The 18,392-nt window shown below is 62.6% G+C and carries 19 protein-coding genes; 5 read left to right on the top strand and 14 right to left on the bottom strand.

All coding sequences use genetic code 11. From position 1 onward, the window contains the following. Positions 1-93 precede the first annotated feature (93 nt). The gene (locus BB029_RS19555) at positions 94-1,302 is read right to left on the bottom strand and encodes a pyridoxal phosphate-dependent aminotransferase (RefSeq protein WP_065940453.1); all 1,209 of its coding nucleotides are present in this window, start codon (positions 1,300-1,302) and stop codon (positions 94-96) included. A gap of 11 nt (positions 1,303-1,313) precedes the next feature. Next, entirely contained in the window at positions 1,314-1,976 is a 663-nt protein-coding gene (locus BB029_RS19550; protein ID WP_065940452.1) for an RraA family protein, read from the bottom strand. Between the two features lie 122 nt (positions 1,977-2,098). Here BB029_RS19550 and BB029_RS19545 point away from each other — a divergent pair, with 122 nt between their 5' ends. Continuing rightward, positions 2,099-2,995 (top strand): LysR family transcriptional regulator, encoded by an 897-nt coding sequence (locus tag BB029_RS19545; RefSeq protein ID WP_065940451.1) that lies wholly within the window; start codon positions 2,099-2,101, stop codon positions 2,993-2,995. 12 nt (positions 2,996-3,007) lie between these two features. Here the strand turns inward: BB029_RS19545 and BB029_RS19540 are convergent, their stop codons facing one another. Further along, entirely contained in the window at positions 3,008-3,661 is a 654-nt protein-coding gene (locus BB029_RS19540; protein ID WP_065940450.1) for a TetR/AcrR family transcriptional regulator, read from the bottom strand. 121 nt (positions 3,662-3,782) lie between these two features. Between BB029_RS19540 and BB029_RS19535 the strand changes: the two genes are divergently transcribed. Both BB029_RS19535 and BB029_RS19530 read left to right on the top strand, forming a co-directional pair. Beyond that, the gene (locus BB029_RS19535; protein WP_065940449.1) at positions 3,783-5,000 is read left to right on the top strand and encodes an MFS transporter; all 1,218 of its coding nucleotides are present in this window, start codon (positions 3,783-3,785) and stop codon (positions 4,998-5,000) included. Positions 5,001-5,093: 93 nt separating this feature from the next. After that, positions 5,094-5,891 (top strand): DNA/RNA non-specific endonuclease, encoded by a 798-nt coding sequence (locus BB029_RS19530; protein ID WP_065940448.1) that lies wholly within the window; start codon positions 5,094-5,096, stop codon positions 5,889-5,891. 9 nt (positions 5,892-5,900) lie between these two features. Here the strand turns inward: BB029_RS19530 and BB029_RS19525 are convergent, their stop codons facing one another. From BB029_RS19525 to BB029_RS19515, 3 genes are read right to left on the bottom strand one after another with little or no spacing between them, the layout of a single operon-like run. After that, a complete protein-coding gene (locus tag BB029_RS19525) occupies positions 5,901-6,080 on the bottom strand; it encodes a DUF1289 domain-containing protein (RefSeq protein ID WP_065940447.1) in 180 nt (59 codons plus the stop codon). Positions 6,081-6,113: 33 nt separating this feature from the next. After that, positions 6,114-7,019, bottom strand: coding sequence for a CDF family Co(II)/Ni(II) efflux transporter DmeF (gene dmeF / locus BB029_RS19520; protein WP_065940446.1), 906 nt, complete (start codon positions 7,017-7,019; stop codon positions 6,114-6,116). Then, a complete protein-coding gene (locus BB029_RS19515; protein ID WP_032885919.1) occupies positions 7,016-7,291 on the bottom strand; it encodes a metal/formaldehyde-sensitive transcriptional repressor in 276 nt (91 codons plus the stop codon). The genes dmeF and BB029_RS19515 overlap by 4 nt, the downstream gene beginning before the upstream one ends. Positions 7,292-7,797: 506 nt before the next feature. On the opposite strand from BB029_RS19515, the gene BB029_RS19510 reads away from it, so the two are divergent. Then, positions 7,798-9,009, top strand: a complete 1,212-nt coding sequence (locus BB029_RS19510) for a YeeE/YedE family protein (protein ID WP_065940445.1) — start codon at positions 7,798-7,800, stop codon at positions 9,007-9,009. Position 9,010: 1 nt separating this feature from the next. On the opposite strand, the gene BB029_RS19505 is transcribed toward BB029_RS19510, so the two are convergent. Further along, entirely contained in the window at positions 9,011-9,172 is a 162-nt protein-coding gene (locus BB029_RS19505) for a DUF2986 domain-containing protein (protein ID WP_065940444.1), read from the bottom strand. Positions 9,173-9,336: 164 nt separating this feature from the next. Here BB029_RS19505 and panB point away from each other — a divergent pair, with 164 nt between their 5' ends. After that, the gene (panB, locus tag BB029_RS19500; RefSeq protein WP_065940443.1) at positions 9,337-10,152 is read left to right on the top strand and encodes a 3-methyl-2-oxobutanoate hydroxymethyltransferase; all 816 of its coding nucleotides are present in this window, start codon (positions 9,337-9,339) and stop codon (positions 10,150-10,152) included. Here panB and BB029_RS19495 read toward each other — a convergent pair. The 7 genes from BB029_RS19495 to BB029_RS19460 all read right to left on the bottom strand — a co-directional run bounded on the left by BB029_RS19495 (position 10,140) and on the right by BB029_RS19460 (position 18,324). Then, a complete protein-coding gene (locus BB029_RS19495) occupies positions 10,140-11,528 on the bottom strand; it encodes a PLP-dependent aminotransferase family protein (protein ID WP_065940442.1) in 1,389 nt (462 codons plus the stop codon). The genes panB and BB029_RS19495 overlap by 13 nt on opposite strands. An 11-nt stretch (positions 11,529-11,539) precedes the next feature. Then, positions 11,540-12,766, bottom strand: coding sequence for an MFS transporter (locus BB029_RS19490; protein WP_065940441.1), 1,227 nt, complete (start codon positions 12,764-12,766; stop codon positions 11,540-11,542). A gap of 206 nt (positions 12,767-12,972) precedes the next feature. Then, the gene (locus BB029_RS19480; protein WP_065940439.1) at positions 12,973-13,491 is read right to left on the bottom strand and encodes a DUF2569 domain-containing protein; all 519 of its coding nucleotides are present in this window, start codon (positions 13,489-13,491) and stop codon (positions 12,973-12,975) included. Positions 13,492-13,605: 114 nt separating this feature from the next. Further along, positions 13,606-14,841, bottom strand: a complete 1,236-nt coding sequence (locus BB029_RS19475) for a type II toxin-antitoxin system HipA family toxin (protein WP_065940438.1) — start codon at positions 14,839-14,841, stop codon at positions 13,606-13,608. After that, on the bottom strand, positions 14,834-15,079 hold the full coding sequence (locus tag BB029_RS19470) for a helix-turn-helix domain-containing protein (protein ID WP_027604011.1): 246 nt from the start codon (positions 15,077-15,079) through the stop codon (positions 14,834-14,836). Before BB029_RS19470 ends, BB029_RS19475 begins: the two co-directional genes overlap by 8 nt. Before the next feature lie 87 nt (positions 15,080-15,166). Continuing rightward, positions 15,167-16,207: an alpha/beta fold hydrolase gene (locus BB029_RS19465; RefSeq protein WP_065940437.1), complete on the bottom strand. Its 1,041-nt coding sequence runs from the start codon at positions 16,205-16,207 to the stop codon at positions 15,167-15,169. A 95-nt stretch (positions 16,208-16,302) separates the two neighbouring features. Next, a complete protein-coding gene (locus BB029_RS19460; protein WP_065940436.1) occupies positions 16,303-18,324 on the bottom strand; it encodes a methyl-accepting chemotaxis protein in 2,022 nt (673 codons plus the stop codon). Positions 18,325-18,392: the final 68 nt, after the last annotated feature.

Genomic DNA, 18,392 nt, shown 5'->3' with positions numbered 1-18,392 from the left:
GAATGCCTCATTTGAGATCAATGATTTTTAAGTTGTTGTTCTAGGCAGTCAAAAGGCGGCCGTCCGCTGGTCGCCGGGTGTTGCGGGTGGCCGTCAGCGCAGGTCGTGGCATGCGTCTTTGAGGCGACGGCACCCTTCTTCGATCACGTCCAGGGCGCTTGCGAACGACAGGCGCACATACGGCGACATGCCGTAGGCCGCGCCGCTGACCGTGGCCAGGCCGTAGTCGCGCAGCAGGTAGTCCACCAGTTGGGTGTCGCTGTCGAGGCGATCACCCTGGGGGGTGAGCTTGCCCATCAGGCCGCTGACGTTGGCGAACACATAGAACGCGCCATCGGGCGGGATGAGGCCCAGGCCGGGAATGCCCGCCAGTCGCTCCAGCATCAGGGCGCGACGCTGCCGGTATTCTTCGCGCATCGCGGCAATAGGCGCCTGGTCACCGGCGAATGCAGCCACGGCGGCGGCCTGGCTCACTGAGCTGGGGCAGGTGGTGGTCTGTGACAGCAACTTGGCGATGGCCGCGATCAGCCACGCCGGCCCGGCACCAAAACCCAGGCGCCAACCGGTCATCGCATAGCCCTTGGACGCGCCGTTGACGATCAGCGTGCGCGGCTTGAGGTCGGGCGCCAGGCGTGTCAACGGCACATGCCGGGCGTCGCCGTAGACGAAGTGCTCGTAGATCTCATCGGCCATGACCAGCACGTGGGGATGGCCCCGCAACACCTGCGCCAGGGCCAGCAGCTCGGCTTCGCTGTAGACCGCGCCGCTGGGGTTGTTCGGGCTGTTGAGGATCACCCATTTGGTGCGTGGGGTGATCGCTTCTTCGAGGGCGGCGGGCGACAGCTTGAAACCCAGGCTTTCATCGCCCGGGATGATCACCGGCGTGGCATCGTTGAGCCGTGCGATGTCCGGGTACGACACCCAATAGGGCGTGTGCACGATGACTTCATCGCCGCGATTCAAGGTGGCGGCCAGCGCGTGATAAATGATGTGCTTGCCACCGCAGCCGGCGACGACTTCGTCCAGGCCATACACCAGATCATTGTCGCGCTGTAGTTTCAGGCAGATGGCCTGGCGCAGCGCGAGGGTGCCGGTGGTGGCCGTGTAATGGGTGTCACCGCTGTGCATCGCCAGGCTGGCGGCCTCGAGAATGTGTGCCGGGGTGTCGAAGTCCGGTTCGCCCACGGTGAAGTTGACGATGTCGCAGCCCTGGGCACGCAACTCGGTGACCAGGGCGTTGGCGGCGATGCTGGGGGAGGGGGCGATGCCCAGGACGCGGTCCGACAAAAATGCAGTGCTCATCTCGGACTCCTTCACGCCAGGCCGGCGTTGTTGAGGGCCTTGTCGATCCAGCTCTGGCGCACCGCGCCGCTGGCAATTTCGGCCTTGACCGCTTCTTCGTGCTCGGCATGTTGCGCTGCACGGCGCAGCACTTCGGCGGCGTCGGCCTGGGAGAACGCGACCAGGCCGTCTTCATCACCCACCAGCAGGTCGCCGGGGTTGACCACCATGCCGCCGATGGACACCGGCACGTTCACTTCGCCGGGGCCGGTCTTGTACGGGCCGGTATGCACCACGGCGCGGGCGTAGCACGGGGTGTCCTCGAAGCTGGCGACATCGCGAATCGCGCCGTCGATCACAAACCCCACGCAACCGCGCTGTTGGGCATACAGCTTGATCAGCTCGCCGATCACCGCGTTGTTGGTGTCGCCCTGGCCGTCCACCACCAGCACATGGCCGGGTTGCAGCAGGCTCATGGCCTTGTAGATCAGCAGGTTGTCACCGGGGCGGGTCTTGACCGTGATCGCCGTGCCCACCAGCTTGCCGCTGCGGTTGTAGCGGGTCAGGCCACGGGCGCCGATATGACGGCCAAGGTTGTCGCTGATATGCGGGGTGACGACATGGGCAAACGCCTCGACCAGTTCGGCCGGCGCCATGGGCGCGTTGGGAAGGATGCGTGAACCGGGCAAGGACATGGCAAATCTCCAGAATTGTTGGATAGCGATGGGCTATGGCCGGATCTTAGGAGTGATGACGGGAGAGTTTTAGCGATATTTTATGATGTGATAGCATCGCTTTTTTTCATGATTTGGTCGCCATGATCACCTTCAAGCAAATCGATGCGCTGTACTGGATCGCCGAACTCGGCAGCTTCGAAGCAGCGGCGAACAAGCTGAACATGTCTCAGTCGGCCATCTCCAAGCGCATCCAGGAACTGGAAGACACCTTCGACGTCGAGATTTTCGACCGCAGCAAGCGCAACGCCCGGCTGACGGAGAAGGGCGGTGAGCTGCTCGACTACGCCCGCGACCTGCTCAACAGCCGCGACCAACTGCTCGAACGGGTCAGCGCCCGCGAGGTGCTGGTGCGCCGTTTTCGCCTCGGCGTCACCGAACTCACCGCCTTGACCTGGCTGCCGGCGCTGGTGGAAGCGTTGCGCCAGGCCTACCCCAAGGTGCAGATCGAACCGTCGGTGGAACTGAGCAGCGAACTGTTTCGCAAGCTGGAAAGCGACCAACTCGACCTGGTGATTGTGCCGGACGTCTACAGCGACCCGCGCTTCCACAGCACCGTCCTGCAAAGCGTGGAAAACGCCTGGATCTGCGCGCCTGGCCTGATCCCCCATCCCGACCCCGTCAGCCTGGAAGTGCTGGCCGATTACACCGTGCTGACCCAGGGTTCGCAGTCGGGCACCGGCCTGATCTACGAGCGTTGGCTGGCCGCGCACAATGTGCAGATGCCGCGCACCCTCACCAGCCATAACCTGCTGGTGCAGGTGGGGTTGGCGTTGTCGGGGATCGGCGTGAGTTATTTGCCCAAGGCGTGTTTGTCGCACTTGATCGAGCAGGGGGCGTTGCGTGCGCTGATTACGCAGCCGCAGTTGCCGAGTATCCAGTATGTGGCATTGCACCGGCTGGACCGGCAATTCGGCCTGAACCAGGACGTGGCGCGGATGGCGCAGGCGTGCTGCGATTTTTCGCGGTTGCTGTTCTAGTCGGCTCGTAGGTTATGGTTTTTTTGCTGCAGGGCTGTGAGGACTGGGCGGTGCGATAGACGCGGCAACATCCCAGCTCATCAGCAACTGGCTGATCGCCGCGTCGAGGGTGGCATGGGGCACGTTGTCCCGCGCCAAGATCGATACCCCCTGCAAAAAACTGTCAAACACACTGGCCATCACGGCTGGCTGGGTCTGCTGGGGCAACTGGCCCAAGCGAATCGCGCGCTCCACGCACGCCACAATCCCGGCCCGCGTACGCAGGCGCGATTGGGTCAGTGCATCGGCCACCCGCGCATTCTCCGGGCTGGGCGCACTCATCACGCCCAGCGCCACCATGCAGCCCCTGGGGTGCCCGTCTTCACACTGCATGCGCGCCGATTGGCGCAGCGCGGTTTCGACGGCCTGGCGCGGGGGCAGGCTTTCGTCCCACAGGCATTCGGTGACCTGGGCGTAGGTCGCCAGGTAGCGCTTTACGCACTCGTCGAACAACGCCTCCTTGGAGCCGAACGCCGCGTAGAAACTCGGCGCGGAGATCCCGCCGCCCAAACCCGCCTTGAGCTGGGCCAGGGAGGTGGCGTCGTAGCCATGCTGCCAGAACAGGTGCAGGGCCTGTTCCACGGCGCGTTCGCGGTCGAAGGTGCGGGGGCGGCCCATTTGTGCCATGTCAGGTCTCCGGTGGGAAAGCGAGATAAATACTAGTCGATACATAAGTCATTGACAACGCGCATTGGCTGCCTGCAACATTTATATCGATCAGTATCTAAGTCAGCCCAAGGAGTTTCCCGTGACCCCCTCACTCAGCTTATCGGCCTCATCCGAGCGCCTGCCCATCGGTGCCTTGCTCGCCCTGGCCATGACGGGCTTCCTCTGCATCGTCACCGAAACCCTGCCCGCCGGCCTGTTGCCGTTGATCAGCGATGGTCTGGCGATTTCGCCGTCGATGGCCGGGCAGATGGTCACCGCCTATGCGCTGGGCTCGGTGCTGGCAGTGATCCCCATGACCATTGCCACCCGGAGTTGGCGCCGGCGCAATGTGCTGCTGCTGACCATCGTCGGCTTCCTGCTGTTCAACTCGATCACTGCGTTGTCATCCCACTATGGCGTAACGCTGGTGGCGCGCTTCTTTGCCGGGGTGGCGGCGGGGTTGGCCTGGAGCCTGCTGGCCGGTTACGCGCGGCGCATGGTTGCGCCCCACCAACAGGGCAAGGCACTGGCGTTGGCGATGGTCGGCACGCCGATTGCGCTGTCGTTGGGGGTGCCGCTGGGCACCTGGCTCGGTGGCCTGGTGGGCTGGCGCACCACCTTCGGCCTGATGTCGGCCGTGAGCCTGATACTGATCGCCTGGGTGCTGGTGAAGGTCCCGGACTACGCGCCGCAGCCCGCCCATCAACGCCTGTCGCTGGGCAAGGTGCTGACCACGCCGGGGGTGCGCCCTGTGCTGGCGGTGGTGATAAGTTGGATGCTGGCCCACAACATTCTGTACACCTACATCGCACCGTTCGTGGCGCCTGCGGGGTTGGCGGAGCGCGTGGACCTGGTGCTGCTGGTCTTCGGGATGGCCGCGCTGGTGGGGATTTGGCTCACGGCCAGGTTGGTTGAGCCGTTATTGCGCAACACCGTGCTGGCAAGCCTGGCGAGCTTTGCGCTCATCAGCCTGGTGTTCGGCTTACTGGGAACGATGCCGCAGGTGATTTACCTCGGCGTGGCGGTCTGGGGCCTGAGCTTCGGCGGCGCCGCGACCTTGCTGCAAACCGCCCTGGCGGATGCGGCGGGAGAGGGCGCGGATGTGGCGCTCTCGCTGAACGTGGTGGCGTGGAACAGCGCGATTGCCGGCAGCGGCGTAGTTGGTGGCGTGCTGCTGGACACCTGGGGCGTGGGCGCATTTGCGTGGGCGATGCTGCTGTTGGTGGCCGTGGCGTTTGCCATTGCCTGGGTGGCCAGCGCCCATGGCTTCAAGCCGGGCGCGCGGGATGCGGGAAAACCGGCGTCGCTCGGGCACTAATCTGACATCTGCTAGTCCATAATCCTCGAAATATCATTCACTTGGCTCCGTGCGCGGAGCCTGCCGCTTCACTTTCCTTCGAAGATTCAATCCATGCACCTACGCAACATTGCAGTTGGGCTATCGGCCTTTATCCTGTTTTCGGCCGGGGCGCATGCCCGTGGTGCGATAGACCTTTATTCCACTCAGGAACGGCAGTTGTCGTTCGACAGCTGTGCCGATGTATTCCCTGGCGCGACGCCGATCAAAACCGCAACCATCCCCGCCAGCATGAAACCCCTGGCGCTCTGCTCCGACCATTTCGCCGTGCTGTATTCGCAAACCAGCAAGACGCCGCTGGTGGTGGTCGAGCGCCTCAACGCCCGCCAGCTCAAGGACGCCAAAGGCGAGGAACGGACCAACCATTTCTACGCGGACCCGCGCATTCCCAAGGGCGCGCGGGCCGAGTTGAGCGACTACCATGGCCAGCAACCGGCCATGGATCGCGGCCATCAATCTCCGGCCGCCGATGCCCCCGATGCCAAGGCCATGGCCCAATCCTTTGCGCTGTCGAACATGGTGCCCCAGGACCCCACCAACAACCGCAAGATCTGGAGCAAGGTCGAGGCCGACGTGCGCAAGTTCGCGGTGCGCGCGGGCGGTGACGTGTATGTGTTCACCGGGCCGCTGTTCGACCCCGGCTACAGCACCATCGGCGCCAACCAGGTCTGGGTGCCGACGCGCCTGTTCAAGCTGGTGTACGACGCCTCCAGCCAGCGCGCCTGGGCCTACGTGCTGCCCAACGCCGAAACGCGCATCCAGAAGCCGATGGACTACGACACCTTTGTGAAAAGCACAGGGCTCAAATTGCTGGGCAATCTGCCGGTATCGGGATCGGTAGGGCGCTCCTGATCAAGCGGCTTACTTGGCTTTTTTCAATGTCTTCAAGCGTTGGGTTGCGCGTTGCACGGCGGCCATTTTCTCGGGGCGCTTCATGCGTTTCCACTTGCGGATCTCGTCCTTGCTGCGGCCACAGCTGACGCACAGGTCGCCGCTGAGCTGGCAGGTGGAGACGCAGGGGTTTTCGATGTCTTTAGCCAAGGGGTCACCTGGAAATGGGGTAAAGGGGCGCACTCACGCCGAACGAAACTCAATGGTGAGGTGGCTCACTTCATGTACCGGCTTGAGGCGCTCGCGAATGCTGTCTGCATCCGTCGTCGGCTGGCCGACCACGCTCACAATCGCCGCGTGGGCGTCGGGGCCCACGCGCCATACGTGCAGGTCGGTAATCCTGGCGTCGCCGGGGTGTTCGACCAACTCGCGGATCTCGGCAGCGACGTGCTCATCGGTCTGATCCAGCAGCACGCCGGCGGTCGCGCCCATCAGGCTCCAGGCCCAACGCGCAATCACGATGGCGCCGACGATACCGATCACCGGGTCCAGCCACACCCAGCCCAGGTAACGGCCGGCCAGCAGCGCGGCGATGGCCAGCACGGAGGTCAGCGTATCGGCGAGCACATGCACGTAGGCGGACTTCAGGTTGTTGTCGTTGCCGTGGTGATGATGTTCGTCGTCGTGGTCATGGCTGTGGCCGTGGCCCAGCAACAGCGCACTGACGATGTTCACCACCAGGCCCACGATGGCAATCAGGGTCGCGGTACCGAACTGCACCTCGGTGGGTTCCAGCAGGCGGATCACCGACTCGACGCCAATGCCCAGGGCCACGAGCGCCAGGATCAGCGCAGAGGCGAAGCCACCCAGGTCGCCCACTTTGCCGGTGCCGAAGCTGTAGCGCGGGCTGCGCGCGTGGCGTTTGGCGTAGGCATAGGCTGCGGCGGCAATGCCCAAGGCACCCGCATGGGTGGCCATATGAACACCGTCGGCCAGCAGGGCCATGGAGCCGGTCAAGTAACCGGCGGCAATTTCCGCCACCATCATCACCACCGTCAGCATCACCACCCACAGGGTGCGCCTGGCGTTCTCTTCGTGGGCCGCGCCGAGGAACACATGGTCGTGGGCGTGGTTTGTCATGAGCGTCATTTGGCGTAACGCCGGATGGCTTCGAGCAGTTCTTCGACGCCCTTGTTGCGTTCTTCCTCGCTGAGGGAGGGGTCTGCCACGTGCGCCCTGGCGTGTTCTTCGATGATCTCTTCCATCAAGCCGTTGATGGCGCCGCGCGTAGCGGCCACCAGGTGCAGGGTCTTGGCGCAGTCAGCGTCCGACTCCAGGGCTTTTTCCACTGCCTGAATCTGCCCGGCGATGCGTTTTACCCGTTTTATCAGGCTGTCTTTGTTGGCTGCGATATGGCTCACGGTATACCCCCCCTACCTATAGTGCGGCGGAGTGTTTCATACCCCACCCCCCTATACAAGGTCGCCGGAGCGAGAGGCTGTTGTGTCGCCAACTGGGACCCCTGTGGTGAGCGGGCTTGTCGAATCGTCGCACCGCCCGCGTTGGGCTGCGCAGCAGCCCCAAAACCAGGCGCGGAGGAGTACCTGATACACCGCATTCATCTTCATCAGGGGGCGCTTCGCACCCCAGCGCGGGACAAGCCCGCTCACCACAGGAATTCGGTCAGCCCGAAATTGTTTATGCAAGACTCAAGACTTTTTGGTTAAGTTTTAACCCTTAAAAATCAATTGGTTATGTTGAATTTTAGAGGGGTTATCGAGCCCTGGCGAGGCTGCGATGGCGGTGGCATCGCTTGCATCTACGTTGCCTGACACACCGCTATCGCAGCCTCGCTGAAGATCGACAACGCCCACAGGTTATACTCGCCCCTTCGCAATCACCCCTTCAAATCAAACCGAGATACTCCATGAGCACCTCTCTTTCCCTCACCCCTGCGCGTAAGCCTGTCGCGCCGCTGGTGGCCTTTGTCATCCTGGTGCTGGGCGCCTTGTTCCTGCAAAACAGCGTCGGTTCGCGCCAGGTGCTGTTGCTGGTGGTCGGCGCCGCACTGGGCTTGACCCTTTACCACGCTGCCTTCGGCTTCACCTCCGCCTGGCGCGTGTTTATCAATGATCGCCGTGGCGCTGGCCTGCGGGCGCAGATGGTGATGCTCGCGCTGGCGGTGCTGCTGTTTTTCCCGGCGCTGGGGGCGGGCACGTTGTTCGGGCAACCGGTGGTCGGGCTGGTGGCGCCGGCCGGGGTGTCGGTGGTGTTTGGCGCGTTTATTTTCGGCATCGGCATGCAGTTGGGCGGCGGGTGTGCCTCGGGCACGCTGTTCACGGTGGGCGGCGGTAATGCGCGGATGCTGGTGACCTTGTTGTTCTTTATCTGCGGTTCGCTGATCGCCACCCATCATGTGGACTGGTGGTTTGCGTTGCCGGCATTCCCGGCGGTGTCCATCGTCAAGAGCTTTGGCGTGGTGCCGGCGTTGCTCGCCAGCCTGACCATGTTTGCGCTCATCGCGGCCGTCACCGTGCGCCTGGAAAAGCGCCGCCACGGCCAGCTTGAAGCCGGCGTGACCAGCGAACACCAAGGCCTGCGCCGCTTCCTGCGTGGGCCATGGCCGTTGGTATGGGGCGCGATTGGTTTGGCGCTGCTCAACTACGCCACCCTGGCACTGGCCGGGCGGCCGTGGGGGATTACCTCGGCCTTCGCGCTGTGGGGCGCCAAGGTGGCAAACGGGTTGGGTGTGGACGTGGCCAGCTGGGCGTTCTGGCAAATGCCGGGCAACGCCAAGGCCCTGGCTGCGCCCGTGTGGGAAGACATCACCAGCGTCATGGACATCGGCATCGTCCTCGGTGCGCTGTTGGCCGCCGGCCTGGCCGGACGCTTTGCCCCCAGCCTGAAGATCCCGGCGCGTTCGCTGCTGGCGGCGGTGATCGGCGGCCTGCTGCTCGGCTACGGCTCGCGCCTGGCCTACGGTTGCAACATCGGCGCGTACTTCAGCGGTATCGCCTCGGGCAGCCTGCATGGCTGGGTGTGGCTGGTGGCGGCGTTTATTGGCAACGGCGTGGGCGTGCGCCTGCGTCCGTTCTTTTTCGCGGGTGAGCGCCGGCCCGAAGCGCTGAGCGGTTGCTGATTTAATCCTCGGGGGACATGTCTGGCGCCTGGGCGGCCTCAGCCGCCAGCTTTTCCCGCTCGGCCTTGCTGATGTACTTATCCTTGGATTTCGGTGCCAATTTGGCGCTGGCTTTTTTGGCTTTGGCCTTGAACAGCTGTTGCAGTTTTTTCTGGCGATTCATGGGTTGTTACCTGGCGTGTACGTGCGCGGATGATACCAGCTTAAAAAACCGCGACGGCTGCCTGGGTCGCTTTTTAGCGCCGATCTGTGCATTGAATAGCCGCGCCTTTCGCCAATACTCGGGCCCCGCATTCCCCGAGTATTGAACGCGATAAGGAACACACCATGAGCCTGCACACCCGCACCAAACGCATGACCGTGCCCCAACTGGTCGCCATGAAAGGCCAGCAGAAAATCGTCTCCCTCACGGCCTACACCAGCGCCATCGCCAGGCTGATCGATCCGCTGGTGGACTTCATTCTGGTCGGTGACTCCACGGCCATGGTCGGCTATGGCCGGCCGTCGACCTTGAGCATGCAGCTCGAAGAAATCATCGGCCACACCCGCGCCGTGGTCGACAGCACGCGCCTGGCCTGTGTGATTGCCGACATGCCGTTTGGCAGCTATCAGGAATCCCATGAACAGGCGTTCCGCAATTGCGCCCAGGTGTTGGCGCGCACCGGCTGCGACGCGGTCAAGCTGGAAGCCAACCAGGCGCTGGCGGGCACCGTGGCGTTCCTGGTGGCGCGTGGTATTCCGGTGATGGCGCACGTGGGGCTGATGCCGCAGTTCGTCAACGTGATGGGTGGGTTCAAGGCCCAGGGCCTCACGGCTGAAACCGGCGCAGTGATTGCCGAAGACGCCCGCGCCAATCTGGAGGCGGGCGCCTTCAGCCTGCTGCTCGAGGGTGTGGCCGAAGGCGTGGCGCGGCAGATTACCCAGGACTCGGACAGGCCCACCATCGGCATCGGCGCCTCACCGGCCTGCGACGGCCAGGTGCTGGTCACCGAAGACCTGTTGGGCCTGGGCGGCGAGCATCTGCCGCGCTTCGTCAAGCAGTACGCCGATGTCGGCGCGGTGATCCGCGAAGCGTGCGGGCAGTTCGCCGAAGACGTGCGTCACGGCCGCTTCCCCGAAGCGCGGCACTGCTACGGGCTTTGACGGATCGCCTGGGCCAACAGCTGCACGGCCTGGGCGATATCCTTGCTCCAGTCGAGGGTGTAGCTCAGGCGCAGGTGATGCGGCCAGTTGCCGTGCAGGCTGAACAACTGCCCCGGAGCGATCACGACACGCTGGGCCAGCAGGCGCTCGAACACCTGCCCCATGTCGACCGGGCGCCTGGCCTCCAGCCAGAAACTCGCGCCGCCATGGGGTTCGACCACGTGCCACTCGCCGTGCGTTTCCAGCAAGGCTTTCATGCGCGTCATCCGTTCCCGCAAGGCCGCGCGCAGCATCAGCAGGTGCTGGTCGATGCGCCCGGAGGTGAGCAGCTTGGCAATCGCTTTCTGACGGGTCGGCGACAGGCGAAACCCCCGCTCCAGGAACACCCGCTGCAACTGCGGCCCTTGCCCGCGACACAGCACATAAGCGTAGGGCGCCTCCGCGCCGATCACCTTGTCGAAGGTCGAGAACACCAGCAGTTTCTGTGGGTCGGCAAAGTCGCGATAGCGGGCGGCGGGCGCCTCGAAATACAGCTCGCCGTAGGTGTCGTTTTCGAACAGCCAGATGTCCCGCTCTGCCAGCCAGCGGCAGATCTGCTGTTTATCCTGCGCTGGCATCACGCCGCCCTGGGGCACGTTCACGCTGGATGACAGCACCGCCAGGCGGATCGGCTCCCGCTCGAGCAGTGCCTGGAAGGCGGGCAGGTCGAAGCGCCCGTCCGCGCCGAGGGGCATTTCAATCACGCGGATATTCGCCGCCTGCAACTGACGCAGCACCGCCCACGAACACGGCGACTCCACCAGCGCCAGCGTGCCACGCAACGCCAGGGCGCTGAGCGACAGGTCCAGCACGCTGTGCAGGTCCGAGCCGATATACACCTGTTCGGCCTGCCAATAGCGCTGGGTGGATTGGGTGTAGCGCGCGGCCAGCGCCGCACGCAACTCGGGCTCGCCGAACGGCAGGTACAGTGGCGTGAGGGCACGCGGGTACTGGCGGGCCAGTTCGCGCTCCATCATCAACAGCGGGTTTTCCAATGACAGCAGCATCGCCGGGGCGTCGCTGCTCAGGGCCAGCATGCCCGGCTGGCGGGCGTTGGCGAACACCTGGTCGAGCAAATCAGGCGAACCTTCGCTCAACAGCGGCGCCGGCACGGCCCGGGTGAAATAGCCACGCTTGGGCCTGGCCTGGACACGCCCCTCATCCTCCAGCAGCGCATAGGCGTACTTGGTGGTTGATACCGACACGCCCAGGCGCCGGGCCAACTGGCGCAGGGACGGCAGTTGGCGTTCGCCTGCCGAAGGGCTCGCCTCGATCAACTCGACAAGGTAGCGGTACACCGCCTGATAGGCGAAAGAAGCGTCGTTGGCGGTATCCATGGACCCTCGGTTTAGCCAGGCTGGGCCGCCAGGCTATTACTGATGTTGCGCCCCAGCACCAGCACTGTAACAAAACCGCAGCCCACCAGTGCCGTGGCCAGGCTCAACAGCACCGAGCTGCCCAGTTGGTCGACGATGCGCCCGCCGAAGAACGAACCCAAGGCAATGATCACCTGGAACAAGGCCACGAACAGCGGCATGCCGCGTTCGACATCCTTGGGCGCCACCACAAACATCCAGATACTGGCACAGGCCGGGAAGGCGCCGAAGGCGAAGCCCCACAGCCCGATCAGCATCGCTGCGCCGGTCATGCCGGTGGCGAAGTGGGGGAACAGCGCGGTGCTGGTGCCGATCATCAGCGCCACCAGCAACAGGGTGTGACGCACGCTGCGGTTGGCGGCGAAACCGGCAAAGATATTACCGAACACCCCGGCCACGCCGAAGAGCAGCAACAGCGAACCAATCGTCGGCCCGTCGAAGCCGGAACTGTATTTGAAGAACGGCGCCACATAGGTGTAGGCCGCAAAGTGCGCCAGGCCGATCAACAGCACCGCGATCAACCCGATCCGCGCCTGTGGGTTGATAAACAACGCCGGCAGGTCACTGATGCGAATGGCCTTCTCCGGGGTGAGCCGCGGCAGCAGGAACACCTGCGCCAGCAGCACCGGCACGCCCAGCAGCGCGGTGACCAGGAACGTCATGCGCCAGCCCATCAGGCCGCTGAGCCAGGTGCCCACGGGCACGCCGAGCACGGTGGCCAGGGTCACGCCCATCATGATGATCGAGGTGGCCTTCGCCACGTCCACACCCCTGGGCGCCAGGCGCCCACTTAGGGCAATGGCCGTGGCCCAGAACCCGCCGATACTGATGCCCAGCAAGACACGGCCGAACAGCAGCAGGCTGAAGTCACTGGCAAAGGCCACCACCGAGTTGGCGATGATCATGATCAACGTCAGGCCGATCAGTAGGTAGCGCCGGTCCATCGCGCCAATGCTCACCGACAGGAACGGCGCAGCGAGGGCGGCCATGATGCCGGGCAACGTCACCATCAGCCCGGCGTGGCCGGCACTGATACCGAGGTCGCTGGCGACGTCGTTGAGCACACCCACCGGCAGGAACTCACTGGTCACCAGGGCGAAAGCGCCCACCGCGACCGAGAGGATTGCCAGCCACTGCTGTTTGACGCTTTGCTGATTATGTTCGGGACGGCCGCTGGGGGCCTGGAGGGCACTTGGCATGATGCTGGGTTCCAAGGGGGATGTCGCCTGTGGCCAGGCGAAGGGGAGGAATTGGGAGGCGATTATAGGAATCGGGCCTGACCACCCTATAGGCGAGCGGTTCGATAGTAATCATCAGTGCTATCGATGTGAGGGAGGCTGCGTAGTTCAGCGGCATCGCTTTGGCAGCCTGCCGGCCATCCGGCAGGCGCTCGATGCTCACCGCGTCAAGGGCTGACGATGCCCGGCGCTTGCGCCGCAACCGGCCGGCGTTGGACAAACGTTGCCTTGACCCTTTTGGAGAACAGTATGTAGGGGACCCAGATCGAGGTGGACACTAAGCCGCGGACGGTTTCCTTGGTCGTGTTGTAGTCGAATATGGGTTCATCCACCAGAACAAGCGAGCTGAGCCATGCATCAAGTGGAACGTAAACAGCCGAGGCGATGAGCGTGACGATATAAACCTTGGGGAATAAATAATGTTCGCAGAAGAACAGGTAAACCAAATAACCAAAGGCCGCGATAAAGACTGCATTGACGAGGGTTTCTGAAATCAGGATCGCGCCCCACAGGGCGTTAGTCATCGTCGTGCCGGATGAGGTGAGGAGACTGAACGAGCCATCTGCGAATATCGGGTAATACACCGCGATAAGGGCATAACCCAGGCGCGCCAAGGCTATAAACAGGCCCAATCCCACCACGATCAACCAACCGCCCAGTCCTTTCGGGTGTTTACTTTCTTGCATGTTCGCTCCGCAGTTCAATAGCGTTAAAACGATAAATAGTCAGCCGTGCTGCTGAATCACCGGCCTCGGCCATGCCCCCCGGCTTGAAGAACGACATATACCAGGCAAGCAAAATCACGGCAGCTCAATACTCCTCGCCAGCCCTGTCGCCCATGCAGCGGTCATCTTTTCCCCAACAACATCAAATTCCGGGTGGGTGCTTCGATAGTCCGAAAGCTCCACCATCGCACGGCTCATGCCGCTGTGGACTCTGGCGAGCAATTCATTGCAACGAGCCTCTGTCAAATTGCACGAACTGCGCCCGAACTGGACCAGCATCTTACGTTTTGGCCAAGCCTTTGAGCCGCCGAGCAACAGACCCATAATATCGTTGACTTGGTACACCGTGGTCGTCACAAGGTCGTAAGCCGGCGCGAGCCAAATATCGGCATCTTCTGCACAGTTCTCATAGAGCAGGCCAAAGTTTTTCAAGTGCCCGTCTCCATTTTGTATGCCTGCGCAGAGCGCCACCATCATAAAGAAGTCCTCAAGTGCCTTAGTCACAAGAGAAGGAGAGACGTAAGTCTTGATCAACTTCGCGCAGCCCTGGTAGCTGCCGTCGTACTTTTTATCTGTCCCCCATCCGGATAAGACGCACATATCCTCAAAACCAAGGTAGGCGCTGTCACCGATATCGAACCGTTTGACCACCAGAAACTTACCCTGCTGACTCAACTGGCATTCAGGCACTTCAAGGCCTGTATGAAGTGCCGCACGCATGCAGAAAAACTCATTGGCCGCCAGTTGCGCGAAGTCTGAATCATTGAAGGCCTTCACCAAGTGCGTAGCGCCACGATGGGTGAGACGCGCAACGTCAGGATTCGTATCGTCAGCGTCGCGCACCAGTACCTTCGGCTGAACGCCAGAAACGCCTGAGTAGGCTGCGTAGGTTTTCATCAGGTCGTCGAACAGATCTTTCGCCCCGTCATACACGAGCAACTCGGAGAGTTTTATTTCAGGTAGTAACTCATCCGCAGTGGCTCGGGCGACGCTGATTCGGCCCAACTGATGGGGGCCGACGATACCCAGCAATGCGAAGTCATCAAAACCTCGCACGGACTTGCTGAAACGTCTCACAAGCTCCGCTTTCAGGTGGCCTTCGGGGAGATGCATCTCAAACAGGGGATGGATGCCATACGCCCAGATGTAGCTCTCCAGGCGCACGGGCATGGTAAGGGAAACCGCGTTCTTTTCGGTGACTGCCTGGTTATATGAAAACACCGAATCGCGCTGATTTTCTTCGCTGCGCCCGAGTATTCCGGCATACACGCCGCTGGCGCCGATGTGCAGCCGATCGCTTTGTCTAGTCATGGACGTTTTCTGCTTTCAGTTCATCCAGTGTTTTGCGTCGACGCTTAGGTGTCGCGGTTAACTCGTACCCTAACCCTTCAAGGATCGCAGCCACCTTGCGAATTCCCACTTCGGGGATGGTGTTGTTCTCGATTCCGGAGATGGTTGCACGACTCATACCGTGCCGAAGTGCGAGCTGGCTTTGGGAAAGGCCAGCCGCCTTTCGCAGGTTTTTGATCAGGAAACCTAAATCGTCCATAGTGTTTGCATCCTATACAATGCATCCGTGAGGGTTAATGCACTTATGCATCGTATTTGATTCGTTTTTTCTTGAATAGCCTTTTCTTTAGTTAGGCGCTTTGAGCCCCAAAAACTCACTGATCAGCCCCACCACCTGCTGCTGAATCACCGCCCTCGGCCGAGCCCCCTCACCATCGCGGCAAATCATGCCGTCGCCCGGCGAACTCTCCTCAATCAGCGCCATGCCCCCCGGCTTGCAGATCGACATAAAGCTGAAGTGGGTGGCATCGGCGATCTCCACGTACTTCGTCGTTGCTTCAGGCAGCCGCTTGATCATGTCGGCGGACTCCAACTGCGGGTCCATATCCTCCGATGGCACGCCCCCCGCAATCACCAGCGCCGGTACCGGCAATGCAGCCAGGCTGGCGTCGGTGAAGCCGCGGGACAGGCCCAGGTCCAGGGACACGATGGCGGTGACGCGCTTGTCGCTCAAATCAGCGGCCAAGCGCGCTTTACCTTCTGGCGTGCCGGCGGGGTTCATCTCCTGGTAGCCGATGCAACCGCCGAGCTTGGGGTGGGCGCTGCAGTCGCGGCTGAACAGCTCGGGGTCGAAGCGCGCCCCGGCGATTTCCAGCACGGTCCAGCCGCCAAGGGAATGGCCCACGGCGGCAATCTGGCCATTCGCGACCGCGCCAAATGGCTTCGGCCGGGCCAATACCGCATCGATCGCGCGGCTCAGGTCGGCCGGGCGCAGCCATAACTGCGCGGCGGTTTGCGGGTTGCGATCCTGGGTGGTGGTGCCGGGGTGGTTGACCGCCGCCACGATGTAGCCCTGATGCGCCAGCGCACTGGCCAGCCACACCTGCTTGCCCCAGTTACCGCCGTAGCCGTGGGAGAGCACCACCAGCGGATGCTCGCCGGCAGCCGGCGGCGCGTCGGGTACGGCGAGGGCACCGATGAACACCGCGTTGTCGGCGATCAGGGTAGGTTTGTCGGTGGTGGTGGCGGGGTACCAGACGACCAGCTCAAGTGGACGCTTGTCTTGCGCATCGGGCAGGGTGACGGTCTTGAAGCCGACGGGGTTTTCGGCGGCGAAGGCTGGAGCGGTCAGGCACAGCAACAGCAGGGCGGCGAGGGCGTTTTTCACTGTTGTTATCGTCCTTGATATGAGCGACGCATCATGCACTGAATCCCCCGTTCAGAGCCATGAGCCCCGCGCCATTTTTTACCTGCCGTTAACGCCTACCCATGGGTCAACCCCGTCAACGTATCCGCAATGGTCTTGGTCCGTTGCGCCGTGCCTTCGGTGGCGCGGCTCGACGCCTCCAGCACATCCAGCATCTCCCGCAGCGCACCCACCCCGGTGGACTGGTCTTCAATCTGCTGGGCCACCCGCTGGATTTCACTCGACAACAAGTCGATATCCACACCAATTTCCGCCGCATTCTTGCGCGTGATTTCCGCCAGCTTGCGCACCTCGTCCGCCACCACCGCAAAGCCCCGGCCCAGGTCGCCGGCGCGCGCCGCTTCAATGGCGGCGTTGAGCGCCAGCAAGTTGGTCTGCCCGGCGATCTGCTGGATCACCTGCACAATCGACTGGATACGCAAACTCGACCCCGCCAGCGTGCGCGCCCCCTGCACCGCGACATCCGCCTGGCTGGACAGCCCTTCCACCGTCGATCCGGCCTGGGCCGACACGGCGTTCTGCTGGTCGATGGTCCCCACCAGTTCATCCATCGAGGCGTGCAACTCGCCGGAGTAATGCTTGAGCTGCGAAGCGATGTCCTCCTGCTGACGCTCGGCCTGGGCCAACACCAGGCCCAAGTCGGCCAGGCCCTCGAAGACTGGCAGGATATTGCGGTCCAGACCTCGGGTATTCAGGGTGTCGGTGAAGTCATTGTTCTTGAACGCGGTAATCTGCTTGACCACCACATGGTTCAACCCCGCCAGCTTCTTCACCTGACGCCGTAGGAAAAACGCCTTGAACTCGCCGTAATGGGCGATGAAATTGTCCACGTACTCATCACTGAAACTCGCACCCTTGGCCACACGAAAGAAGAAAATCGCCGTCAGCGTCTGGTTCAGGTTCAGGCCCAGAATCTCCCCGAAGGTCGAAAACCCCGCCAACGGCACATCCCCAAACGTGCCGGCCATGCTGCCCAGCTCGGCGCCGTTATTCAGCCGGCGCAGAATGCAGTCATTCAAAATCCCCGCCACCGGCTGGCCACCCTTGCCGCGCAGGAACTGCTCATAGTCCAGGCGCGTCGCCTCCCGCAATGGGGTACGCCGCACCATCACCAACTCCTCGCCCGGCGCCACGTCGCAAAACAACTGCACGATCTGCTGCTCATAATCGATGCGCGCGATAGACCGCACAAACAACTCACTGCCCACCCGAATCGCAAACGAATAATCCGCCAGCTTCGACTCCAACGCCTGGGGCGCGCAACTGAACGCATCACACAGCGCCTGCACCATGCTCTTGATATTGCCGCTGCTGTCGATCACCTGGTCAATCGTACGGTCCTCCACCGACGCGGTCAGCACACTGAAGGTCAAATCCGCCGCCTTGAAATTCTGGCTCTTGAACACCCCAAACCGCACATGGGCTGCCGTCTTCAGGAACACAATCTGCGCATGGTTCTGATAACTGCGCTGGCCGTCATGAATCAGCGTCTTCTGGAAATCCGACTTACCCCCGGCCGATCCCCCCACAAACAAACACGGAAACCGCCCCGACTCATACAGCGCTTCCATGAAAAACGACTCCGACGCCGACAACCCATCGAACACCACATACGCCAAGGTATCGCGATGATCGATCGACGTACGCACCTGCACCCGCTTGATATTCGCCACCAACTTGGCAATCCGCTCCTGCATCCCCAGGCGAGTGCCGCCACCGCGAATGTCCTCACACTCCAACGGCACCATCACCACCTCGGCCGAGGCGATCAGACTGTCGTCGAACAACTGCAACACCACCCGGTCCCAGCGCTCGCCGGTGGCGCAATACAGCGAACCGGGCGCATTGCAGAGCTCGCCGGAGGTGGTGCACAGGCTGAGGGTGGACTGGGGGAAACGACGCTTGAGCTTGGCGGCGATGGCGTCGATGTCCAGGTGGGGGGAGATGAAACCGGTGATCAGGGTGGGGGTGATACGCAGGGCCGTGAGTGCGGCGTCCAGGTTGTTGGCGGTGCTGGTGAGGGTGGTGGTGCCTTGGCGAGCGGGCCGGGATTTTTTCAGGAGGGAGAGTGGATTCATGGGGTGGGCTCGGTCGAGTGGGGATGCGGGGGTAGGCATGTGATTAGTAGGGTTATCGGCAGGTTGGG

Origin of the sequence: Pseudomonas sp. S3E12, from assembly GCF_001702295.1 — a bacterium.
Taxonomy (GTDB): Bacteria; Pseudomonadota; Gammaproteobacteria; order Pseudomonadales; family Pseudomonadaceae; genus Aquipseudomonas; species Aquipseudomonas marginalis.
The sequence above is the reverse complement of the archived record's forward strand: the minus strand, read 5'-3'. Positions and strand labels throughout refer to the sequence as shown.

Coding starts and splice junctions, on each gene's coding strand:
- BB029_RS19555 (WP_065940453.1), bottom strand. CDS start 1,302: ATGAGCACTGCATTTTTGTCGGACCGCGTCCTGGGCATCGCCCCCTCC.
- BB029_RS19550 (WP_065940452.1), bottom strand. CDS start 1,976: ATGTCCTTGCCCGGTTCACGCATCCTTCCCAACGCGCCCATGGCGCCG.
- BB029_RS19545 (WP_065940451.1), top strand. CDS start 2,099: ATGATCACCTTCAAGCAAATCGATGCGCTGTACTGGATCGCCGAACTC.
- BB029_RS19540 (WP_065940450.1), bottom strand. CDS start 3,661: ATGGCACAAATGGGCCGCCCCCGCACCTTCGACCGCGAACGCGCCGTG.
- BB029_RS19530 (WP_065940448.1), top strand. CDS start 5,094: ATGCACCTACGCAACATTGCAGTTGGGCTATCGGCCTTTATCCTGTTT.
- dmeF (WP_065940446.1), bottom strand. CDS start 7,019: ATGACGCTCATGACAAACCACGCCCACGACCATGTGTTCCTCGGCGCG.
- BB029_RS19510 (WP_065940445.1), top strand. CDS start 7,798: ATGAGCACCTCTCTTTCCCTCACCCCTGCGCGTAAGCCTGTCGCGCCG.
- BB029_RS19505 (WP_065940444.1), bottom strand. CDS start 9,172: ATGAATCGCCAGAAAAAACTGCAACAGCTGTTCAAGGCCAAAGCCAAA.
- panB (WP_065940443.1), top strand. CDS start 9,337: ATGAGCCTGCACACCCGCACCAAACGCATGACCGTGCCCCAACTGGTC.
- BB029_RS19495 (WP_065940442.1), bottom strand. CDS start 11,528: ATGGATACCGCCAACGACGCTTCTTTCGCCTATCAGGCGGTGTACCGC.
- BB029_RS19490 (WP_065940441.1), bottom strand. CDS start 12,766: ATGCCAAGTGCCCTCCAGGCCCCCAGCGGCCGTCCCGAACATAATCAG.
- BB029_RS19480 (WP_065940439.1), bottom strand. CDS start 13,491: ATGCAAGAAAGTAAACACCCGAAAGGACTGGGCGGTTGGTTGATCGTG.
- BB029_RS19475 (WP_065940438.1), bottom strand. CDS start 14,841: ATGACTAGACAAAGCGATCGGCTGCACATCGGCGCCAGCGGCGTGTAT.
- BB029_RS19470 (WP_027604011.1), bottom strand. CDS start 15,079: ATGGACGATTTAGGTTTCCTGATCAAAAACCTGCGAAAGGCGGCTGGC.
- BB029_RS19460 (WP_065940436.1), bottom strand. CDS start 18,324: ATGAATCCACTCTCCCTCCTGAAAAAATCCCGGCCCGCTCGCCAAGGC.